Origin of the sequence: Marinobacter metalliresistant (assembly GCF_038098645.1) — a bacterium.
Taxonomy (GTDB): Bacteria; Pseudomonadota; Gammaproteobacteria; order Pseudomonadales; family Oleiphilaceae; genus Marinobacter; species Marinobacter metalliresistant.
On the sequence record NZ_CP101118.1, the window covers coordinates 2,150,828 to 2,170,214 of the forward strand.

General features: G+C 57.6%; 16 protein-coding genes. 13 read left to right on the forward strand and 3 right to left on the reverse strand.

All coding sequences use genetic code 11. The features are described 5' to 3' along the window. Positions 1-396 precede the first annotated feature (396 nt). Positions 397-1,761 (forward strand): KamA family radical SAM protein, encoded by a 1,365-nt coding sequence (locus tag NLK58_RS10125; protein ID WP_117618389.1) that lies wholly within the window; start codon positions 397-399, stop codon positions 1,759-1,761. On the opposite strand, the gene NLK58_RS10130 is transcribed toward NLK58_RS10125, so the two are convergent. Together NLK58_RS10130 and trxA are read right to left on the reverse strand one after the other, a co-directional pair. Further along, positions 1,758-3,206: a hypothetical protein gene (locus tag NLK58_RS10130; RefSeq protein WP_117618390.1), complete on the reverse strand. Its 1,449-nt coding sequence runs from the start codon at positions 3,204-3,206 to the stop codon at positions 1,758-1,760. The two genes, NLK58_RS10125 and NLK58_RS10130, sit on opposite strands and share 4 nt — an antisense overlap. 164 nt (positions 3,207-3,370) lie before the next feature. Further along, a complete protein-coding gene (gene trxA / locus NLK58_RS10135) occupies positions 3,371-4,234 on the reverse strand; it encodes a thioredoxin (RefSeq protein ID WP_341582744.1) in 864 nt (287 codons plus the stop codon). 208 nt (positions 4,235-4,442) lie between these two features. Here trxA and lon point away from each other — a divergent pair, with 208 nt between their 5' ends. Then, on the forward strand, positions 4,443-6,893 hold the full coding sequence (lon, locus tag NLK58_RS10140; protein ID WP_341582745.1) for an endopeptidase La: 2,451 nt from the start codon (positions 4,443-4,445) through the stop codon (positions 6,891-6,893). Positions 6,894-7,037: 144 nt separating this feature from the next. Next, positions 7,038-8,303, forward strand: a complete 1,266-nt coding sequence (locus NLK58_RS10145; RefSeq protein ID WP_341582746.1) for a PQQ-dependent sugar dehydrogenase — start codon at positions 7,038-7,040, stop codon at positions 8,301-8,303. A 14-nt stretch (positions 8,304-8,317) separates the two neighbouring features. Here NLK58_RS10145 and NLK58_RS10150 read toward each other — a convergent pair whose 3' ends face one another. Further along, a complete protein-coding gene (locus NLK58_RS10150) occupies positions 8,318-8,785 on the reverse strand; it encodes a MarR family winged helix-turn-helix transcriptional regulator (RefSeq protein ID WP_117618394.1) in 468 nt (155 codons plus the stop codon). A gap of 165 nt (positions 8,786-8,950) precedes the next feature. Here NLK58_RS10150 and NLK58_RS10155 point away from each other — a divergent pair, with 165 nt between their 5' ends. The 10 genes from NLK58_RS10155 to NLK58_RS10200 all read left to right on the forward strand — a co-directional run bounded on the left by NLK58_RS10155 (position 8,951) and on the right by NLK58_RS10200 (position 19,295). Further along, the gene (locus NLK58_RS10155) at positions 8,951-9,859 is read left to right on the forward strand and encodes a TPR end-of-group domain-containing protein (RefSeq protein ID WP_117620340.1); all 909 of its coding nucleotides are present in this window, start codon (positions 8,951-8,953) and stop codon (positions 9,857-9,859) included. A 73-nt stretch (positions 9,860-9,932) separates the two neighbouring features. After that, positions 9,933-11,045 (forward strand): branched-chain amino acid ABC transporter substrate-binding protein, encoded by a 1,113-nt coding sequence (locus NLK58_RS10160; RefSeq protein WP_117618395.1) that lies wholly within the window; start codon positions 9,933-9,935, stop codon positions 11,043-11,045. 161 nt (positions 11,046-11,206) lie between these two features. Next, positions 11,207-12,130 carry a high-affinity branched-chain amino acid ABC transporter permease LivH gene (gene livH / locus NLK58_RS10165; protein WP_117618396.1) on the forward strand — a complete coding sequence of 308 codons (924 nt, stop codon included), beginning with the start codon at positions 11,207-11,209 and terminating at the stop codon, positions 12,128-12,130. Beyond that, positions 12,130-13,401 carry a high-affinity branched-chain amino acid ABC transporter permease LivM gene (locus NLK58_RS10170; RefSeq protein WP_117618397.1) on the forward strand — a complete coding sequence of 424 codons (1,272 nt, stop codon included), beginning with the start codon at positions 12,130-12,132 and terminating at the stop codon, positions 13,399-13,401. Before livH ends, NLK58_RS10170 begins: the two co-directional genes overlap by 1 nt. A 6-nt stretch (positions 13,402-13,407) precedes the next feature. Continuing rightward, a complete protein-coding gene (livG, locus tag NLK58_RS10175) occupies positions 13,408-14,163 on the forward strand; it encodes a high-affinity branched-chain amino acid ABC transporter ATP-binding protein LivG (protein WP_117618398.1) in 756 nt (251 codons plus the stop codon). A gap of 9 nt (positions 14,164-14,172) precedes the next feature. After that, positions 14,173-14,874, forward strand: a complete 702-nt coding sequence (locus NLK58_RS10180) for an ABC transporter ATP-binding protein (RefSeq protein ID WP_117618399.1) — start codon at positions 14,173-14,175, stop codon at positions 14,872-14,874. A 146-nt stretch (positions 14,875-15,020) separates the two neighbouring features. Then, a complete protein-coding gene (locus tag NLK58_RS10185; RefSeq protein WP_205422302.1) occupies positions 15,021-15,461 on the forward strand; it encodes a hypothetical protein in 441 nt (146 codons plus the stop codon). A 557-nt stretch (positions 15,462-16,018) separates the two neighbouring features. Next, complete coding sequence (locus NLK58_RS10190; protein WP_341582747.1) at positions 16,019-16,483, forward strand: DUF3015 domain-containing protein; 465 nt, start codon at positions 16,019-16,021, stop codon at positions 16,481-16,483. 89 nt (positions 16,484-16,572) lie between these two features. Then, entirely contained in the window at positions 16,573-18,438 is a 1,866-nt protein-coding gene (locus NLK58_RS10195; protein WP_117618401.1) for a DUF4105 domain-containing protein, read from the forward strand. Further along, positions 18,408-19,295 carry an alpha/beta hydrolase gene (locus tag NLK58_RS10200; RefSeq protein ID WP_117618402.1) on the forward strand — a complete coding sequence of 296 codons (888 nt, stop codon included), beginning with the start codon at positions 18,408-18,410 and terminating at the stop codon, positions 19,293-19,295. The genes NLK58_RS10195 and NLK58_RS10200 overlap by 31 nt, the downstream gene beginning before the upstream one ends. Positions 19,296-19,387 lie beyond the last annotated feature (92 nt).

Sequence of the window (19,387 nt, forward strand, 5' to 3'; positions counted from 1 at the left end):
ATTCGTAGTATTTTTACTACATTTTGCCTGCCAAATTCAATTCAGGCCGCTTTTAAATCCATTCATGGCAGGCACCTTGCGGTTACTTACGGAAGAATGACCGTTTTCGGACCAGCAGACAACCAGACTGCGACCAATGTCGTAGCATTCTTATCAAACGGCATTTTCATTACACGCTAAAAGATCTCAATTCTGGATTTACCTGTATTTTCGGCGCACTTAACGTTTATTGCTGAATTTTCAATCAGATCTTCTTATACGCACGCCTGATTTATCGATACTTTTTGGTTAGACCTGAAAATAAATTCCGGTTTATGTATACTGCCTGACCGATTTTTAACCACCCCAAAAGTGGTCCAACCACTTTATGACATGGCACTAATCAGAGGGCGATCTATGAACTCCATCGTCACCCTTCCGAACCGGATTCCCACTACAGAATTCGAGGAACGGCGTTTCAAGGTCTACACAGACCGCCAGCTCGACAAAATTGAAGTCATTCAGAATCTCCCTGAAGAGACTCTGTTTGAAATGAAGGTGGTAGCCAGCGTGCTGCCGTTCCGGGTTAACGAATATGTGATCAACGAACTGATCAACTGGGACAGGGTACCGAACGACCCGATCTATCAACTTGTCTTCCCTCAAAAAGGCATGTTGAAAGACGAGCATTACGAGCGCATGGCAACAATGCACCGGGAAGGTGCCGGCAAGAAAGAGATCCAGGCCGTTGCCAGGGAAATTCGGGATGAACTGAACCCGCACCCGGCTGGCCAGATGGAAATGAACATGCCGGAGCTGGACGGCGAGGTGCTGGACGGCGTTCAGCACAAGTACCGGGAAACGGTTCTGTTCTTCCCTGCCCAGGGCCAGACCTGCCACTCCTACTGCACCTTTTGCTTCCGCTGGGCGCAGTTTGTCGGTGACAAGGACCTGAAGATGGCCAGTACCGAAGCCGGGGAATTGCACGGCTACCTGCAGGAGCACACCGAGGTAACCGACCTGCTGGTGACCGGCGGCGACCCCATGGTGATGAAGACCAAGAACCTGGTGCAGTACCTGGAACCACTGCTACAGCCGGAGTTCGATCATATCCAGACCATCCGGATCGGCACCAAGGCCCTCACCTTCTGGCCGTACCGTTTTGTGACGGACAAGGATGCGGATGAGCTGATTGACCTGTTCGCAAGTCTGGTGGATGCCGGCAAGCACGTGGCCATCATGGCCCACTACAACCACTGGCAGGAAATCACCACCGACATCGCCGAAGAAGCTATCCGCCGCCTTCGCGCCACCGGTGCCGAAATACGCGCCCAGGGCCCGCTGATCAAGCACGTGAATGACAATGCCGACGACTGGGCCAAGCTGTGGAACAAGGAAGTGCAACTGGGCATCATCCCCTACTACATGTTTGTCGAGCGGGACACCGGCGCCAAGAATTACTTCGAAGTGCCACTTGCCGAGGCTTTCCATATCTACCGGGAAGCCATGAAGCAGGTGTCTGGCCTGGCCCGTACCGCCCGCGGCCCGTCAATGAGCGCCGGCCCGGGTAAGGTTGAGGTGCAGGGCATCACTGAGATCAACGGTGAGAAGGTATTTGTGCTTCGCTTTATCCAGGCCCGCAACCCGGACTGGGTGCAGCGCCCGTTCTTTGCCAGGTACAGCGAAACGGCCACCTGGCTGCATGAGCTGGAGCCAGCCCTTGGGGAGGAAAAGTTCTTCTTTGAGGACGAGTACGAAGAGATGAAGAAGGGTAACGGCTAATCGCTACTTCCTCGACCAGTCGGGTCGAGGAAGTAGCGCTGCAATAGGTCCGGGTCATCAAAATGGCGACGGCCAGTGAACGCAACCGCATGCTGGCCCCATTGGCGCATGGCACCGGCCGACACCACCCCCGTGGGCCAGAGCAGGAACCGCTCCAACCGCTCGGACCCGGATACAAGGCCGTCGGAAGCAAACAGCCGCCCGCCCTCGGGTGAACGCCCGCGCAGGTGATCGTATGGCAGGAAATGGTAGACATGATCCGCCACCTGATCCGGCGCCGTTCGGGACGCCACCAACTGATGCTCGCCCGCAGACAGGTAAAGCGTCATGCCGGTATCCGTCTGCGGCACAGCACCGGCTATCCAAAGGGGCTCCTCACCAGCGGGAACCCCATCCACAGGCAACAGCCCGGACTCGACAAGCAGCCACTGATGGTAGCAGCCGCATGAATGGACGAAATCGTAGACCAGCGGTAAACCGTCCTCGCCGAGTGTGACCCTCCAGAAGAAGCCATCCAGCGCACCAGCATAGATATCCACGGCCGCCGCCGGTGGCCGGGAAGCGAACCAGATCAGATAGTTCAGTTGCGGCAGCACCTGGCCATCGAACCGGGTATAGGACAGTCGAGTATAGACAACAGGGGTGGGCTCGAATAACAACTTGCCATCGCTCCGGCGGGCAGGGCGGCCTGGCACGTCATTGCCGTCCCGCGTCTCCAGCACCCAGGTGGGCGCATAGCGGGCAAACAGGGCCTGGGACTCCGCCTCGCTGAACATCGGAATCCGCAGTGTGCTGCGACGCGAGGCCCGTTCCAGCAATCCGGCGAAATCCTCCTGGCCGACGGGTTCCGGCGGTGCGTAAACCGTCCAGGGATAGGCAGGTTGATAGGGCAATTGGTAATCCTCAATCAACTCCCCCATCACCTTCCTGGCACGCCACTGAACCAAGGGCGCCATCAGGGGATACAGGCCAACCACCTGTGCCAGGCCGCGATAGCTGTCAGGCACCGACCTGGCAACGTCCAGCCTATGCCAATCCTTGCCACCGCGCTGAAGCCGGGCAGTCGCCGCTTGCCCACATTCCCGAAGCGCTGCCAACCGGCCGGGGCTTACGCCACCCAGACTGTCCGCCTCATGAGCCCGGGCATTCACGGCTTTCAGGTGCGCTCGCTGCAGCCATTCCTGGCGCTGTGCAGCCGACAAACCGGAGAACTCGAAACTGGCAAGGAAGCGGTCAACCCGCAAATAGGGAAAGCCAGGCGGAGACCAGGCCTGAGCATCAAAGTGGTTGCCACCAACCACCTCCTGCTGCCACTGACGGAACAGTTTGTCACACTCGAAGGTGACAGCTTCGATAGGCGCGGAAGAATAATTCTGTGAGGCACACCCGCCGATGCCGACAACCACCACTATCAGAAAAGCCGGGAACGCTGCCCACCGTCGCATCGCTGTTGCCTCCAGTCTGTCGACTTCCTGCAATTCGGACAGGCAGCAAGTTCTCTGGTTCCAACCATCTGTTGTGATCGCTGGAACGACAGGGTTTCCTTGGCAGACAGTTTACCAGTCGGGTTTCGCCTGGGGCTCTACCCGCTCCTGGCTACTCGAACGGATCAGTGCATTAGGGTATACAGCTTGCGCCGATAGGCCCGCACGTCCGGGTTGTTGTTACCCAGCTTGTCGAACAGCTCGATCAGCGTTGTCTTGGCCACTTCGTCCTTGTATTTGCTGTCCACCTGCATCAGGCGAATCAGCAGATCCATGGCCTCAGCGTTGTTTTCCTGTAATACGTGATGAAGGGCCAACTGGTGCAGTGCGTTCGGGTCTTTCGGGTCCTGCTCCAGTGCCATCTCCAGATCCTTGATCGGCGGCAGCTCCGCTGACTGCTTCAGGAACTTCACCCGGGCCGCCAGCTGTTTGGCCTGGTGCTGCATTTTCTCTTCCGGCGGCAGGCTCTCGAGCACTTTCTCAGCCGTTTCAAGGTCGCCCATTTCCGCCTTCAGCTGAGCCAGATCAATCAGCACCTTCAGGTTTTCGGGGTCTTTCTGGTTCATCTCCGAGAGGATGGCCAGCGCACCTTCCACATCCCCCTCTTCCCAGATGCGGTGAGCCTTGTCGTAAGGGTCTTCCTTCGGAGCCTCAACGTGCTTGTCGAGGACCTTGCGGATCTCGCTCTCCGGCAGGGCGCCGTTAAAACCATCCACGGCCTGGCCATCCTTCACGAGTATTACCGTCGGCAGGCTACGCACGCCCAGGCTGGAGGTGAGCTGCTCCTGTTCGTCGGCGTTGACCTTCGCCAGCATGAAGGCGCCCTCGTATTCATTGGCCAGCTTCTCCAGCAGCGGCATCAGCTGCTTGCACGGGGCGCACCATTCGGCCCAGACATCCACCAGAATGGGCGTGCTGGCCGAGGCCTCCATGACCTTCTGCTGGAAGTTTTCCATGGTGGCTTCAAAGATGTAGGGAGAGTTGCTCATGCAGGGCACCTGAAAAAGTCGAATGAATCGTTGGGAACTGCCAGTGGACATGGGGCCGGATGCCGGAAAATCAAGCGTAACCCGGTAAAAGCCAGCGCCTTGAAATAACCGTATCTGCCGTTACATAGGCTATTAAGCAACGCTTGGGAAATGACTTTGAAAACGCACCCGGGCGACTCACAACCTTCCCGGATGGATACTTCACGGCATGAATGAAGACGCGCGCAAAGATTCACTTGAGGACTTCGAAGAGGACGTGACGGAATACATCGGCAAGGACGAACACAGCAAGAGCCTTGCCCTGCCCCAGCAGATGATGCCCCGGCGAATGTATGTGCTGCCGGTTTCAAATCGCCCGTTCTTTCCGGCCCAGGTGCAGCCTGTGGTGGTTAACCAGAACCCGTGGCAGGAAACCCTGAAGCGGGTAGGTGAGACCGACCACAAGGTGCTGGGCATCTGCTTTGTGGACGAGCAGGAAGCTGAAGACGGCATACCCGCCAGTGACCAGTTGGAAACCACCGGCTGTGCCGTTCGCGTTCATCATGCCCAGAACGAAGGCGGCAAGGTCCAGTTCATTGCCCAGGGTCTGCAGAGGTTCCGGATTGCCCAGTGGTTACGCCGCAAGCCACCGTACCTGGTGGAAGTGGAGTACCCTGCCGAGCCGGAAGAAGAAGCCGATGAACTCAAGGCCTACACCCTGGCCATCATCAGCTCGATCAAGGAATTGCTGCGCACCAACCCGCTGTACGGTGAGGAGGTGAAGCAATACCTGTCCCGCTTCGGGCCGGACGACAGCTCGCCCCTGGCCGACTTCGGCGCTTCCATGACCAGTGCTCCGGGCCGGGAGCTGCAGGATGTGCTCGACACCGTCCCCCTGCTCCGCCGCATGGAGAAGGTATTGCTGCTGATGCGCAAGGAACAGGAAGTGGCCCGCCTGCAGTCAGAAATCAGCGAAGAGGTCAACGCCAAGGTTCAGAAGCACCAGCGGGAGTTCTTCCTGAAAGAACAGCTGAAGGTCATCCAGCGCGAGCTGGGCATGGCCAAGGACGACAAGACCGCCGATGTGGAGCGGTTCGAGGAACGGATGGCCCAACTGAATCCGCCGGAGGCCGTCCACGAGCGATTCAATGATGAAGTTCAGAAGCTGCAGGTGCTGGAACAGGGTTCGCCGGAATACGGTGTTACCCGCAATTATCTCGACTGGCTGACCCAAGTGCCCTGGGGCGTTCATTCCGAAGATCATTTCGATCTGACCGAAGCGCGCCGGATTCTGGACCGGGACCACGATGGTCTGGACGACGTGAAAGACCGCATCGTCGAGTTTCTGGCCGAAGGCACTTTCAAGGGAGAGGTCAGCGGCTCCATCCTGTTGCTGGTGGGCCCGCCTGGCGTGGGCAAAACCTCCATCGGCCATTCCGTGGCAGACGCGCTGGGGCGCAAGTTCTACCGTTTCAGCGTGGGCGGCATGCGCGACGAAGCTGAAATCAAGGGCCACCGCCGCACCTACATCGGCGCCATGCCCGGCAAATTCGTGCAGGCGCTGAAGGATTCAAAAGTGGCAAACCCGGTGATCATGCTCGATGAAATCGACAAGATCGGCGCCTCCTACCAGGGCGATCCGGCCTCGGCTCTGCTGGAAACCCTGGATCCGGAACAGAACCGCGAGTTTCTGGACCACTACCTGGATGTCCGCATGGACCTTTCCAAGGTGCTGTTCATCTGCACCGCCAACCAACTGGACACCATCCCCCGGCCACTGCTGGACCGCATGGATGTCATTCGCCTGTCCGGTTACATTGGTGAAGAGAAACTGGCCATCGCCAAGCATCACTTGCTGCCACGACTGCTCAAGCGGGCCGGTCTGCTGAAAAAGCAATTCAATATCACGGACGCCGCCATCCGGCAGGTAATTGAGGGCTATGCCCGCGAGTCCGGTGTACGGAATCTCGAAAAGCTGCTGCACAAGATCCTGCGCAAAGGCATTGTGAAATTGCTGGGCAATCCGGACCAGCCGGTAAAAGTAGGCGTCTCTGATCTGCAAAGCTACCTCGGCCAGCCGTCGTTCAGAAAAGAGAAATCGCTCAAGGGCACCGGCGTTGTCACCGGCCTCGCCTGGACTGCCATGGGTGGCGCCACGCTGAGTATTGAGGCATCCCGGATTCACACTTCCCAACGCGGCTTCAAACTGACCGGCCAGCTCGGGGACGTGATGAAGGAGTCGGCCGAAATCGCCTACAGCTACGTCTCATCAAACCTTAAACGCTTCAGGGGCGACCCCACCTTCTTCGACAAATCCTTCGTGCACCTGCACGTACCGGAAGGCGCAACACCGAAGGATGGCCCCAGCGCTGGCGTCACCATGGCGACCGCGCTGCTGTCCATCGCCCGCAAAGAGGCACCGCAGCAGAATCTGGCCATGACCGGAGAGCTGACCCTGACCGGGCAAGTACTGCCAGTGGGCGGTATCCGCGAAAAGGTTATTGCCGCGCGACGGCAGAAAATCAATAACCTGATTCTGCCAGAGGCAAACCGTGGGGATTATGAGGAGCTGCCGGAGTACCTGAAAGAAGGCCTGACGGTGAATTTTGCCCGGCACTACAATGATGTATTCCAGGTGTGCTTCGGCAACAAACCCCGCAGAGAATCCAGCGTCCATTGAAATAACTGGTCTAACCAGTGAGCAATTACATTGACGCTTTCCGGACCTTTGTCTTTACTCGATTTGACCTTGATCAAAAAGTGAACGATCGGTAGTCCCAAGGCTACCGACATCCTACTCGTTGGCAAAGAGAGTGGTAAAACAATGAACAGGAAAGCCTCAATTCTCTGCGTGGCCTCGGGCCTCGCTGTCATTCCTTACGCTCATAGCCAATCCGACGACACCCTGAAAAAGCTGGGCAATTTCCAGACCACGGGAAAGGCCGGGTTCACGGTCATCGACCAGAAAAGTGACAGCGCTGACGCCATCCGGAAAACACTGGAAAAAATCCAGCTTCCCGAGGGCTTTGAAATCAGCCTCTACGCCCTGGTCCCGGATGCCCGCCACATGGCGGTAGGCCCACAGGGTGTGGTCACCTTTGTCGGCACCCGGAAAACAGAAGTCTGGGCGGTCACCGACCGGGACAAGGACCGGGTGGCCGACGAGGTCAAGAACTTCGCACCTTCCCTGGCCAAGGCGGTTCCCAATGGTCCCTGCTTCTCACCAGACGGTGTGCTCTACATCGCCGAGCAGAACCGGGTGTTGGCGTACCCCGCCGCCGAGTTCTTCTTTGAAGGCGGCGATGTGGTCGCATCCGAAGTCATCCCCCAGGGCGAGCTGATTCCCGAGGAGTTTGTAAGTTACAACCACACCGCGCGGGTCTGCGATGTTGGTCCGGACGGCAAGCTCTATATCTCGCTGGGCCAGCCCTACAATGTGGCGCCGCGCGAGTACCTGGACACATTCAGCGAATGGGGTATCGGCGGCATGATCCGGGTGAATCAGGATGGCACCGGGCGCGAAGTTTATACCCGCGGCATCCGGAACTCTGTCGGACATGATTTCCACCCCACCACGGGAGAGCTCTGGTTCACCGACAATCAGGTGGACGGAATGGGAGACGACATTCCCCCGGGTGAGATTAACCGGCAAACCGCCATGGGCCAGCATTTTGGCCATCCCTGGTATGGCGGTGGTAATGTCCGCACCAACGAATACAAAGGTGACGAAGTTCCGGTCGACGTGATCTTCCCGGTTTCCGAAACGGTAGCCCACGCCGCAGACCTGGGGATGGTGTTCTACACCGGCAATATGTTCCCGAAAAAGTATCAGGGCGGCATTTTCTCCGCGCAGCACGGCTCCTGGAACCGGACCACGCCCATCGGTGCACGGGTGATGTTCACGCCCGTGGATTCGGAAGGCAATATTGCCGGGGAAACCGTGCCCTTTGCGGAAGGCTGGCTGGATGAAAACGGCGAGTATCTGGGGCGCCCCGTAGACGTGGCCCAGCTGAAAGATGGCTCACTGCTGGTCTCTGATGATCTGGCCGGTGCTGTCTATCGGATCGCCTATACCGGTTCCGGCTCCTGAGCCTGACCCCTTTTTCACAGAACAGACCCAACCGTCAGCACCGGCGACGCGTCAATATCGTCGGCATCCATCATGTTGGCCACCCGCTGGAGTGAGGCCAGAATCATGGTCTGTTCCCACTCCGCCAGGCTCTGGAATTTCTGGATAAAATCCTCCTGCAGCGGATTGGGTGCCCGGGCAAGGAGCTCGGCGCCTTCGTCCGTCAGGTGGGCGTGTACCTTGCGTTTGTCCTGGGTACTGCGCACCCGGTAAACCAGCTTGCGATGCTCCAGGCGATCCAGAATCGTCGTCACCGTCGCCTGGCTGAGGCTCACCTTGTCGGCAATGGTTCCGATGGTGACCTCCCCCAGATCCCGAATCGTTCTCATGATCAACAGCTGCGGGCCCGTAAGCCCGGCGTGCTTGCTGAGGCGCTTGGAATGCAGATCCGTTGCCCGGATCACACGCCTCAGTGCCACCAGTACATCTTCGTAACTGTTCACGGCATTACTCCGATTCGGAATTGATAATTTATTTATACCACTAACTATTAGAGGTCTTTGCACCGGGAAATGCAAGCCACGGAGGTCCCCGGCATTTTTTCCGCCAGCCACTATGCTAAGGTCACGAACTTGTTCCATTTCCGACAGACCGACGGACAGAACCCGATGATCAAGTATTTTCTGCTTTTCCTCCTCACCATGGCATTTACCGGCACCCTGTATGGCCAGGACAGGCTCGGCCCGGAAGAAGAGCTAACCTCGGAAAACCTGGAAGAAAGCATAAAGACCCTGGAAAAGCCCATGTACACGCCATTCATAGAGCTTTACCTGCTGGAGGAAAGCAAGGCGCTGCGCAAAGAGATGATGAACACCCGCGCAGAGCTGATCGAAAAGGTGGTGGATAAAGAGCTGTCGGTCGCCGACAAGACCATGTCCTACGCGACCGACACGGTGACTTATTTCTTCTACCTGATCGCCGGTGCGACTTCAATTCTGGTGGTTATCGGATGGAACTCCATCCGCGATATGCGCAACCAGCTCACCAGCCTGGCGGAAAAAAGGGTGAACGAACTGGTGGTTGAGTACGAGAAGCGCCTGGAATTTATTGAGGACCAGCTCCGGCAGAAATCCGACATCATCCAGCAGAACCAGGCGGAGATTGAACGCACCAATGAAGTGCACTCCCTGTGGCTGAAAGCCAGCCAGGAAACCTCACAGCAGAACAAGATTGCCGCCTACGACACCATTCTGGATCTTCGCCCGGACGACGTCGAAGCCCTCAGCTATAAAGCCGACGCCGTTCTGGAGATGCAGGAGCCGCTGTGGGCCATCAGCCTGTGCCAGCGGGCCCTGAAACTTGCACCGGATAATGGCCACGCGCACTATCAGCTGGCATGTGCCTATGCCGAGATCGGCCGCTGGGAGGACGCTATCAGTACCCTGCAAAAAGCAATTGATATTTCCGAGGCATACCGGGACGATGCCTCCGTGGATGTCAGTTTCGAGCAGTTGCGCGATCATGAAAGCTTCCGCACACTGGTCTACCCGGATCAGGACGACGGCACGGATGCTTGACAACCAACCAGCTGTGGTGTTTTTTAGCTCGCTGAGAACATAAGAATAACCCTGAACAAAACAGGACAGACTCATGAGAACTTCAGCAAAGAAACTCGTAACCGCTGTCAGCACTTCCATCGCCCTGATGGGCGCCGGCCACGCCGCCGCCGAAATCCAGATCGGTATCGCCGGCCCCATGACTGGCCCCGTCGCCCAATACGGTGACATGCAGTTTTCCGGTGCCCGTATGGCGATTGAACAGATCAACGCCAACGGTGGCGTGATGGGCGAGGAACTGGTAGCCGTGGAATACGACGATGTCTGCGACCCGAAGCAGGCCGTTAGCGTTGCCAACAACCTGGTCAACGATGGCGTCCGCTTTGTCGTCGGCCATCTGTGCTCAAGCTCCACCCAGCCCGCCTCGGACATATATGAGGACGAAGGCATCCTGATGGTTACACCGGCCTCTACCAGCCCGGAAATTACCGAGCGTGGTTATGAGCTGGTGTTCCGCACCATCGGCCTGGACAGCATGCAGGGTCCCGTCGCTGGCAACTATCTGGCCAGCCTCAACCCCGAGCGCGTCGCCATCATTCACGACAAACAGCAGTATGGTGAGGGCATTGCCACCGCCGTACGTGACACCCTCAAAGACAAGGGTGTGAAAATCGCCATGTTTGAAGGTATCACCGCTGGCAGCAAAGATTTCTCTTCCCTGGTGACCAAGCTGAAGCAGGCCGATGTCGACTACGTCTACTTCGGTGGCTACCATCCGGAGCTGGGCCTGATCCTGCGTCAGGCACGCCAGGCTGACCTGGACACCACCTTCATGGGCCCGGAAGGCGTGGGCAACAAGGACATCAACACCATAGCCGGCGAAGCTGCCGAAGGCCTGCTGGTTACCCTGCCGCCGGCGTTTGACCAGAAAGCGGCAAACCAGGAACTGGTTCAGGCTTTCGAAGCCAAGGGTGAAGACCCCTCCGGTCCGTTTGTGCTCACGTCCTACACCGCCGTTCAACTCATAGCCGAAGGTATTGAGAAAGCGGAATCCACGGATCCGTTCCAAGTGGCGGAAGCCCTGCGTAACGGCTCTTTCGAAACACCCATCGGCAAGGTTGAGTATGATAAGGCCGGTGATATGAAGTCATTCGAGTTCGTTGTTTACGAATGGCATTCAGATGGCAGTAAAACTCCGGTAAACTAAGCCAAATCGTTAAAAAACGGTAATGCGGAGAACACCTTCTCACCGGGATCCGGGAGAAGGTGTTTTTCCAGGCTCCTGTTGAACCTCCCCCGCCCGCGGTTCGGACATCCCGCGCCAGTGGTGTGGCAGCGGAGGGAGCAGGCTTTCGGAGCTCCAAAACAATGCAAGATCTCCTCTATTTTTCCCAGCAGCTCATCAATGGACTGACGATCGGGAGCGCCTACGCCCTGATCGCCATCGGCTACACGATGGTTTACGGCATCATTGGCATGATCAACTTCGCTCATGGTGAAATCTACATGATCGGTGCCTATACAGCCCTGATCGCCATCACCGGCCTTGCCACCCTGGGTATCGCGTGGCTTCCAGTGATCCTGATAGTTGCACTGGTTTGCGCCATGATCGTCTCCTGCGCCATGGGCTGGGCGGTGGAGCGGGTTGCCTATCGGCCGGTCCGCGGACGTCACCGCCTGATTCCACTCATCTCCGCCATCGGCATGTCGATCTTCCTCCAGAACTATGTCCATCTCGCCCAGGGCTCCCGCAACATCGGATTTCCCGCCCTGATTGACGGTGGCTTCCAGTTCGGCCCGGATGATGCGTTCAAGATGTCGCTCTCCTACATGCAGATCACCATCTTCGTTACCACTCTAATCTGTATGGCCGCGCTGTCCCTGTTTATTTCGCGGTCCCGTACCGGTCGCGCATGCCGGGCAGTTTCACAGGATCTGGGCATGGCCAACCTGCTTGGCATCGACACCAACCGGATCATCTCGGCGACCTTCGTGATCGGTGCTGCCCTGGCTGCGGTCGCGGGCCTTCTCCTGGGCATGTACTACGGCTCCATTGATCCGCTATTCGGATTTATCGCTGGGCTCAAGGCGTTCACCGCCGCCGTCCTTGGCGGTATCGGCAGCATTCCCGGCGCCATGCTGGGGGGGCTTATCCTGGGCGTTTCCGAAAGCATGACCTCCGGCTACCTCAGCGGTGAATACAAGGACGTGGTCTCTTTTGGCCTGCTGATCCTCATTCTGCTGTTCAAACCCACCGGCCTGCTTGGCAAACCGGAGGTTGAGAAGATCTGATGGCCGCTCAAAATCTGAAACACGCGCTTTTCTGCGCCGTTATCACCCTGGTTATTTCCTACCCGATTCTCGGGTTTAATCTGGAAGCACAGGGCATCAATGTCACCCTTACCGGGGCCGAGACCTCGACCATTGTGATGGTTTTCCTGGCTGCAGTGGTCGTCTTCCTGTTCCAGCTGTTCCGTGAAAGCGTGATGGCGACACTGAAAAGCATTCCAAGACCGCTGCCACAAACCCAGAAAGAGCCGATGGCTGAAAACAAGCGGGCAAGAATCGAATCCCGGGTACTCACCGTTATTATTGTGCTGGCCCTGTTCTGGCCCTTCTTTGTATCCCGTGGCTCTGTGGATCTGGCAACTCTGGTGCTCATTTACATCATGCTGGCTCTTGGCCTGAACGTGGTAGTCGGCCTGGCCGGCCTGCTGGACCTGGGCTATGTGGCCTTTTATGCCGTAGGTGCATACACCTTTGCTCTGCTTTCGGAGTATTTCGGCATTTCCTTCTGGATGTCGCTGCCGCTCGGGGCGCTTCTCGCGGCCCTGTTCGGGCTGGTACTGGGTTTCCCGGTGTTGCGGCTCCGGGGGGATTATCTGGCTATCGTAACCCTCGGTTTCGGCGAGATCATCCGCATTCTGCTCAACAACTGGACCAGCCTGACCGGTGGCCCCAACGGTATCGGCGGCATTCCGGAACCAACGCTCTTTGGCATGGAGTTCGGCCGGCGCGTCAAGGAAGAGGGCAATACCTCTTTCCACGAAACCTTCGGCATCGCCTACAGCGGTGAAGACAAGGTCATTTTCCTCTACCTGATATCCCTGATACTGGCCATTTTCACTGCCCTGGTGATTCGACGGTTCATGCGCATGCCGGTGGGCCGCGCCTGGGAAGCCCTGCGGGAGGATGAAATTGCGGCCCGGTCCCTCGGCCTCAGCCGCACCGCCGTCAAGCTGACCGCTTTTACCATCGGTGCCTTCTTCGCCGGCTTTGCCGGTACCGTGTTCGCTTCCAAACAGGGTTTTATCAGCCCGGAATCGTTCGTCTTCCTGGAATCGGCCATCATCCTGGCAATCGTTGTACTCGGGGGCATGGGCTCCCAACTCGGTGTGATTCTGGCGGCCATTGCCGTCACCATCCTGCCGGAGCTGGCCCGTGAATTTTCCGAATATCGCATGCTGATCTTCGGTGCCGCCATGGTGCTGATGATGGTCTGGCGTCCGCAGGGCCTGATGCCCATGCGCCGAATCCACATTGAACTGAAAAAGCAGGAGTGACAGACGATGCTTGATGTACAGAATCTGTCCATGCGCTTTGGCGGCCTGCTGGCAGTAGACCAGGTGTCTCTGGACGTTCAGGAACACGAAATCGTGTCCATCATCGGCCCTAACGGCGCCGGTAAAACTACCGTATTCAACTGTATGAGCGGCTTCTACAAGCCGACTGGCGGAAAGATCCTGTTCGAGGGGCAGGAAGTCCAGGGCAGACCGGATCACAAGATCTCCCGCCTGGGGATGGTAAGAACCTTCCAGCATGTCAGGTTGTTCAACCAGATGACCGTGGTGGAAAACCTCCTGGTTGCCCAGCACCGGCATCTGAACACGAACCTGATTGCCGGCTTGATGAAAACCCCGAATTACCGGGACCGGGAACAGAAGTCACTGGATCGGGCCGCTTATTGGCTGGATCGCGTGGGCCTGATGGACCTGGCCAACCGGGAAGCAGGCAACCTGGCCTATGGCCAACAGCGCCGGCTGGAAATCGCCCGATGCATGGTGACTGAGCCCAAGCTGCTGATGCTCGACGAGCCGGCAGCCGGCCTCAACCCGGCAGAGACCAAGGATCTCAATCAGCTGATCGTCAGCCTGAAAGAGGACTACAACGTTTCCGTAGTGCTGATTGAGCACGACATGAGCCTGGTTATGGACATTTCCGACCGTATCAATGTCATCAACCAGGGCAGGCCCCTGGCATGTGGTACGCCGGATGAAATCCGCCAGAACGACGACGTGATCAAAGCCTATCTGGGCGAGGCCTGAGGGGAAACCATGCTGGTACTAGAAGATGTCCATACCCACTATGGCAAAATCGAGGCACTGCACGGGGTTTCTGTCGAGGTCAAAAAGGGGGAAATAGTTTCTCTCATCGGCGCCAACGGCGCAGGCAAGACAACGCTACTGATGACTGTGTGCGGCCACCCCCAGGCCACCTCTGGCCGCGTTTTTCTGCAAGGACAGGACATCACTCGCGAGCCGACGGCGCGGATCATGCGCTCCGGCATTGCTATTGTCCCCGAGGGGCGGCGGGTCTTCTCGGGCCTGACTGTCGAAGAAAACCTCCATATGGGCGGGTTCTTCAACACCAGGGCCGAGATCCGCAAGAGCCAGGACCATGTCTACGAGCTCTTTCCCCGCCTCAGGGAGCGTGAGCACCAGCGCGCCGGCACCATGTCTGGTGGCGAGCAGCAGATGCTTGCCATTGGCCGGGCGCTGATGAGCAGGCCGAACATGATTATCCTGGATGAGCCTTCCCTTGGTCTGGCTCCGCTGATCATCAAGCAGATCTTCGAGATCATCGGCCACCTGCGCGACGAAGGCATTACGGTTTTCCTGGTTGAGCAGAACGCTCATCAGGCTCTCAACCTGGCCGACCGTGGTTACGTGCTCGAAACCGGCAAGATTCGCCTGCACGATACCGGCAAGAATCTGCTGGCCAACCCGGATGTTCAGAACGCCTATCTGGGCGGCTGATTGAGGTGGCCCCTTCAGTTTTTACATTTTTTTAAGAAATCCAACAATTACCGCCGCGACACAAGTTTAACCAATCTGTAATATTCCGCCGGTCGGAATAGGTACGCTTCCGTCATCCTGGAGTTATAACTAATTAAGGAATAAAAATGATTCTATCTCGATCAAAAGGCGTGGTACTGAGTGTTGTTCTGAGCGTCCTGATGATATCTGGCTGCGCAACACCGCTCTCCTCAGGGCAAAAACAGGAGTACCGCGGCTATCAGGCCAAAGGTCTGGCCGTCGAAGAGAAAAACCCGGGTGCTGCCGCAGCTCTTGGAATCCTGCCCGGTTTTGGTTCTTTCTATGTGCGTGAATACGGCGCTGGCGTTGTAAATCTCCTGCTATGGCCGGCCTCAATCCTGTGGGATCCAATGAGCGGATACCAAGGCGCACAGTCAATCAACTATTATGCGACGAAGCAGAAAATTGACCAATTGAAAGACAAAGAAATCACTCAGCTGGAAGATCAGCTAATGATGGAAACGATCGACAATAGAGAATATGTTTCCGCAAAGCGTGAGATTGACAACAAATACTCTGCATACTGACTGGGATTAACACCTGCTGGTCACTCCAGTAGCCGTGATTCCCAGCACTCTCAAATGAAACCAGAGCTGCCTGAACGGTAGCTCTGGTTTCAAAAAATAATCTAAATCTACGTAACACTTTCGATTGCGACTTTATAGACCGCAACGGTTACATTAATGGTGCCATAAACGACGCAATGTTCTTTCTCACGGTGTACCACTGCGCACCGATCACATCAGCTCCTGACGCGGCAATCGCGTTGAATGCAGCTATATTTCGGCCTTCACGGCCGCACACACGATACTGAATTACTCCACATCTAACATTATGGACTTTTGATAGACCATATAAGACCCACGGAGAATATAACCACGTGATCAGTTTTCTCCGTTTTTTCAGGCCAAATCAGTCACTCACCCATCGGTAAGCTTGCGTTGGCAGGATTTGAACTATACTCAAGCCAACGGTCATCCTGTCTCCATAAGACCAGTTAGGGCCGTTTTCGCAATGCTGCCCTGCGTCAGGGGCGGCATTGTGTATTGCGACGACAGCTTTAAACCACACAAAGGAGTGGATAATGAAAAAACTGATCGCAGGTGCAATTCTTCTGGGTGCCTCCTCCATGGCCTTTGCCCAACCGGGCTGTGGTGTCGGTGCCATGATCTGGAAAGGACAGTCCGGCATTGCCCCCCATGTACTGGCTGCAACCACGAACGCAACCTTTGGTAACCAGACCTTTGGCATGACCACAGGCACACTCGGCTGCCAGACCAACCAGTCTGTCCAGTCCATGGCCATGTACATGGACAGCAACATCGACAAGGTCGCCCGGGACATGTCTCGCGGTGGTGGCGAAAACCTGGATACCCTGGCAGTCCTGCTGGGCGTCGACGAGGCTGACCGTGACAGCTTCCGAAAGGTGCTGCAGGACAACTTCGCCACCATTTTCCCGAGTTCTGACACCACCTCCGGCGAAGCCGTCGGTGCCATCGTCGCCCTGTTGGAAAAGAATGAGTCGCTCAGCAAGTACGTGGCGGCCTGACCCAGATCTATTTAAAGGATGTTCGTGCGCCAGGGAGGGCGCATCGCTCCACCCTCAACACCGTTCAACCCCGGATACAGCACACACCCATGGGCAACATGCTTCGTATTGGGCCAGTTCTGATCTGGCTCGCAGTCAGCCTGCCGACCCAGGCAGAGACGCCTGAGAGCAAACCCGACCTCCACTTTGACCCGGCCTGGCTGGCGCTGGTTCACTATCAGCCGGACTCTTTTGGCGACGGCTACACCAGCCAGGCAGACGATCCGGCATTCTTTCTGAGCGACGACGGCAAGCACTCACCGAAGGCGGAGCTGAAGGCAACCCTTGAGGCGATCCAGCGACCCGGGGAAGGCGATAAGCACGCCCGCTGCCGGTTCCCTGCGCGGGAGGCCTGGCTCCGGCAACAGGTTGACCTGTCGTTACCGGATATTGACTGCCCGGGCTACCAGGAATGGTCCGAGGCCCTGAACACGGAAACTGTGACGCTGGTGTTCGCCGCCTCTTACCTGAACAGCCCGTCTTCCATGTTCGGCCACACCTTCCTGCGACTGGATCCTCCCCAGGACGACGACGAAACCAACCTGCTGCTGGCCAACACCATTTCCTATGCCGCCGACGCTGCCGCCCACGACAACGAACTAATGTTTGCCTACAAGGGCATCTTCGGCGGCTACCCCGGCATCACTACGGTTCAGCCCTACTACGAAAAAATCCGCTTGTATTCCGACATCGAACATCGGGACCTATGGGAATACAAACTGAACCTCACCCAGGACGAAGTGGACATGATGGTCGCCCACGCCTGGGAGATTCGGGACCGGAATTTCGATTACTACTTCTTTGATGAAAATTGCGCTTATCGTCTGCTGGCTCTGATTGATATCGCCCGACCGGGCACAGACCTTCTGGGCGAAGTGAACACTCACGCAATCCCCTCGGACACCGTGCGCTGGGTGGTGGACAAAAACCTGGTCAGCGACGTGTATTACCGGCCCTCAGCGGCCACGTCGGTGGCTTACAGCCTCGCCACCCTTGCCGAAGACCAGCAGACTCTCGCGGCCGCGATCGCCAATGGTTATGTCGACCCGGATGCCCGTGAAGTGGCCAGCTTGCCACCGGAGCAACGGGCCCAGGTTCTGGATGCCACCTACGACTACGTCCGTTACAAAAGTGAAGCGGACGGCTGGCCCCGGGAAATCGCCGCGCCCCTGTCCCACGACTTGTTGCGAGAGCGTAGCCGTATCAACGATGCGCCACCGCCACCGGAGCCTGTTGAGCCCCTGGTAAGGGACGATCAGGGCCACGACACCTTCCGCCTGAGTGTTGGCACCGGCCAGCAGGCACACCGGGAGTTCACCCAGCTCACGTTCAGGCCCGCCTATCATGACCTGCTGGACCCGCCAGCCGGCTACCGCACCGGAGCCCAACTGCAATTCCTGAGACTGGACGCCCGACTTTATACCGACAACAATGAGCTCCAGCTGGAACAGCTCACCGGCGTGGAAATCCGCTCACTGAGCCCCCGAAACGCCTTCTTCTCGCCGCTTTCCTGGCAGGTCGGCTTTGGTGGCCGCCGAACCGACACAGGCAACGACAGGGTACTGACCCCCTACCTGGAAGGCGGCGCTGGCGGAAGCTGGCGTCTTGGCCACCAGACCCAGGCCTTTGCCATCGCCACCGCCGACTTGGAAATCGACGACGACCTGCGCCGTGGTTACGATGCCGCCCCGGGCGCCGATGTCGGGCTGCTGCACCAGAACAACCGCTTCAGCGTGCTCGCCGGTGCCAAAACCAAGGCCTGGATTGTCAGCAGCCAGCATCGCCAGGACCAGCTGTACGCCAAAGCCAACTGGCACTTCGGCCGTGAATTCAGCCTGTTTGCCGAGTTCACCCGTGAAGACCACTTCGACAGGTACCAAAGCGCATGGCAAGCCGGACTCCACGCCTATTTCTGATACCCGGCGCAGCCCGCCTCGCCGGGCTTGCGCTCACCCTCCTGCTGCTTCCGGGTTGCAGCAGCCTCTTCTTTTATCCGGACCGGGTCACCTACATCACCCCGGACCGCCTGAACCTCGATTATGACGACATCTACATCGACACCGCAGACGGCGAAACCCTCCACGGCTGGTGGCTGCCCGCGGAAGCGCCCGAGAACGATGCCAAGGGCACCGTCTACTTCCTCCATGGCAACGCCCAGAACATCAGCAGCCACATCCTCAACGTTGCCTGGCTGCCCCAGGAAGGCTACAACGTCTTCACCATCGACTACCGGGGCTATGGCAAATCCACCGGCGATCCCGACATCGAAGGCGCCCTCCACGACGTCGAAACCGGCCTGCGCTGGCTGGCCAAAAGACCCGACTTGGTGGGCGACCGACCAGTTTACATCCTCGGCCAAAGCCTCGGCGGCGCACTGGGCATAGCCCTCGCCGGCGAATGGACCCGGCGCGAGGAGCAACCCCGGCTGAACGGTGTGATCCTCGACGGCACGTTTTCAGGGTTCCGCGCAATCGCCCGGGAAAAACTCGACACATTCTGGCTCACCTGGCCGCTCCAGATTCCCCTGAGCTGGACCATCCCCGCGGATTTCGAAGGCATCGACCGGATCGCGAGCATCAGCCCGGTTCCGGTAATGATCATTCACAGTGTTCGGGATGGGATCATTCCGTTTCATCATGGAGAGTCGCTTTATGAGGCCGCAGAGGAACCGAAAGAGTTTTTGCAGACGGATACGCCTCATGGGGCGACGTTTGTGATTCCGGGGTATAAGGAGGCCGTGCTGGAGTTTATTGCAGAACGCGGGGACAGGTGAAGATGGGGTCAGAAGAAAGCGTTCTTCTGACCCCGAATTTGGCAGCGGGTAAAGCTGGGGTCAGATGAACGCGTTCATCTGACCCCGTTTTC

What these genes read in the sequence shown, in the direction of transcription:
- NLK58_RS10125 (WP_117618389.1), top strand. Translation starts at nt 397, where the DNA reads ATGAACTCCATCGTCACCCTTCCGAACCGGATTCCCACTACAGAATTC.
- NLK58_RS10130 (WP_117618390.1), bottom strand. Translation starts at nt 3,206, where the DNA reads ATGCGACGGTGGGCAGCGTTCCCGGCTTTTCTGATAGTGGTGGTTGTC.
- trxA (WP_341582744.1), bottom strand. Translation starts at nt 4,234, where the DNA reads ATGAGCAACTCTCCCTACATCTTTGAAGCCACCATGGAAAACTTCCAG.
- lon (WP_341582745.1), top strand. Translation starts at nt 4,443, where the DNA reads ATGAATGAAGACGCGCGCAAAGATTCACTTGAGGACTTCGAAGAGGAC.
- NLK58_RS10145 (WP_341582746.1), top strand. Translation starts at nt 7,038, where the DNA reads ATGAACAGGAAAGCCTCAATTCTCTGCGTGGCCTCGGGCCTCGCTGTC.
- NLK58_RS10155 (WP_117620340.1), top strand. Translation starts at nt 8,951, where the DNA reads ATGATCAAGTATTTTCTGCTTTTCCTCCTCACCATGGCATTTACCGGC.
- NLK58_RS10160 (WP_117618395.1), top strand. Translation starts at nt 9,933, where the DNA reads ATGAGAACTTCAGCAAAGAAACTCGTAACCGCTGTCAGCACTTCCATC.
- livH (WP_117618396.1), top strand. Translation starts at nt 11,207, where the DNA reads ATGCAAGATCTCCTCTATTTTTCCCAGCAGCTCATCAATGGACTGACG.
- NLK58_RS10170 (WP_117618397.1), top strand. Translation starts at nt 12,130, where the DNA reads ATGGCCGCTCAAAATCTGAAACACGCGCTTTTCTGCGCCGTTATCACC.
- livG (WP_117618398.1), top strand. Translation starts at nt 13,408, where the DNA reads ATGCTTGATGTACAGAATCTGTCCATGCGCTTTGGCGGCCTGCTGGCA.
- NLK58_RS10180 (WP_117618399.1), top strand. Translation starts at nt 14,173, where the DNA reads ATGCTGGTACTAGAAGATGTCCATACCCACTATGGCAAAATCGAGGCA.
- NLK58_RS10185 (WP_205422302.1), top strand. Translation starts at nt 15,021, where the DNA reads ATGATTCTATCTCGATCAAAAGGCGTGGTACTGAGTGTTGTTCTGAGC.
- NLK58_RS10190 (WP_341582747.1), top strand. Translation starts at nt 16,019, where the DNA reads ATGAAAAAACTGATCGCAGGTGCAATTCTTCTGGGTGCCTCCTCCATG.
- NLK58_RS10195 (WP_117618401.1), top strand. Translation starts at nt 16,573, where the DNA reads ATGGGCAACATGCTTCGTATTGGGCCAGTTCTGATCTGGCTCGCAGTC.
- NLK58_RS10200 (WP_117618402.1), top strand. Translation starts at nt 18,408, where the DNA reads ATGGCAAGCCGGACTCCACGCCTATTTCTGATACCCGGCGCAGCCCGC.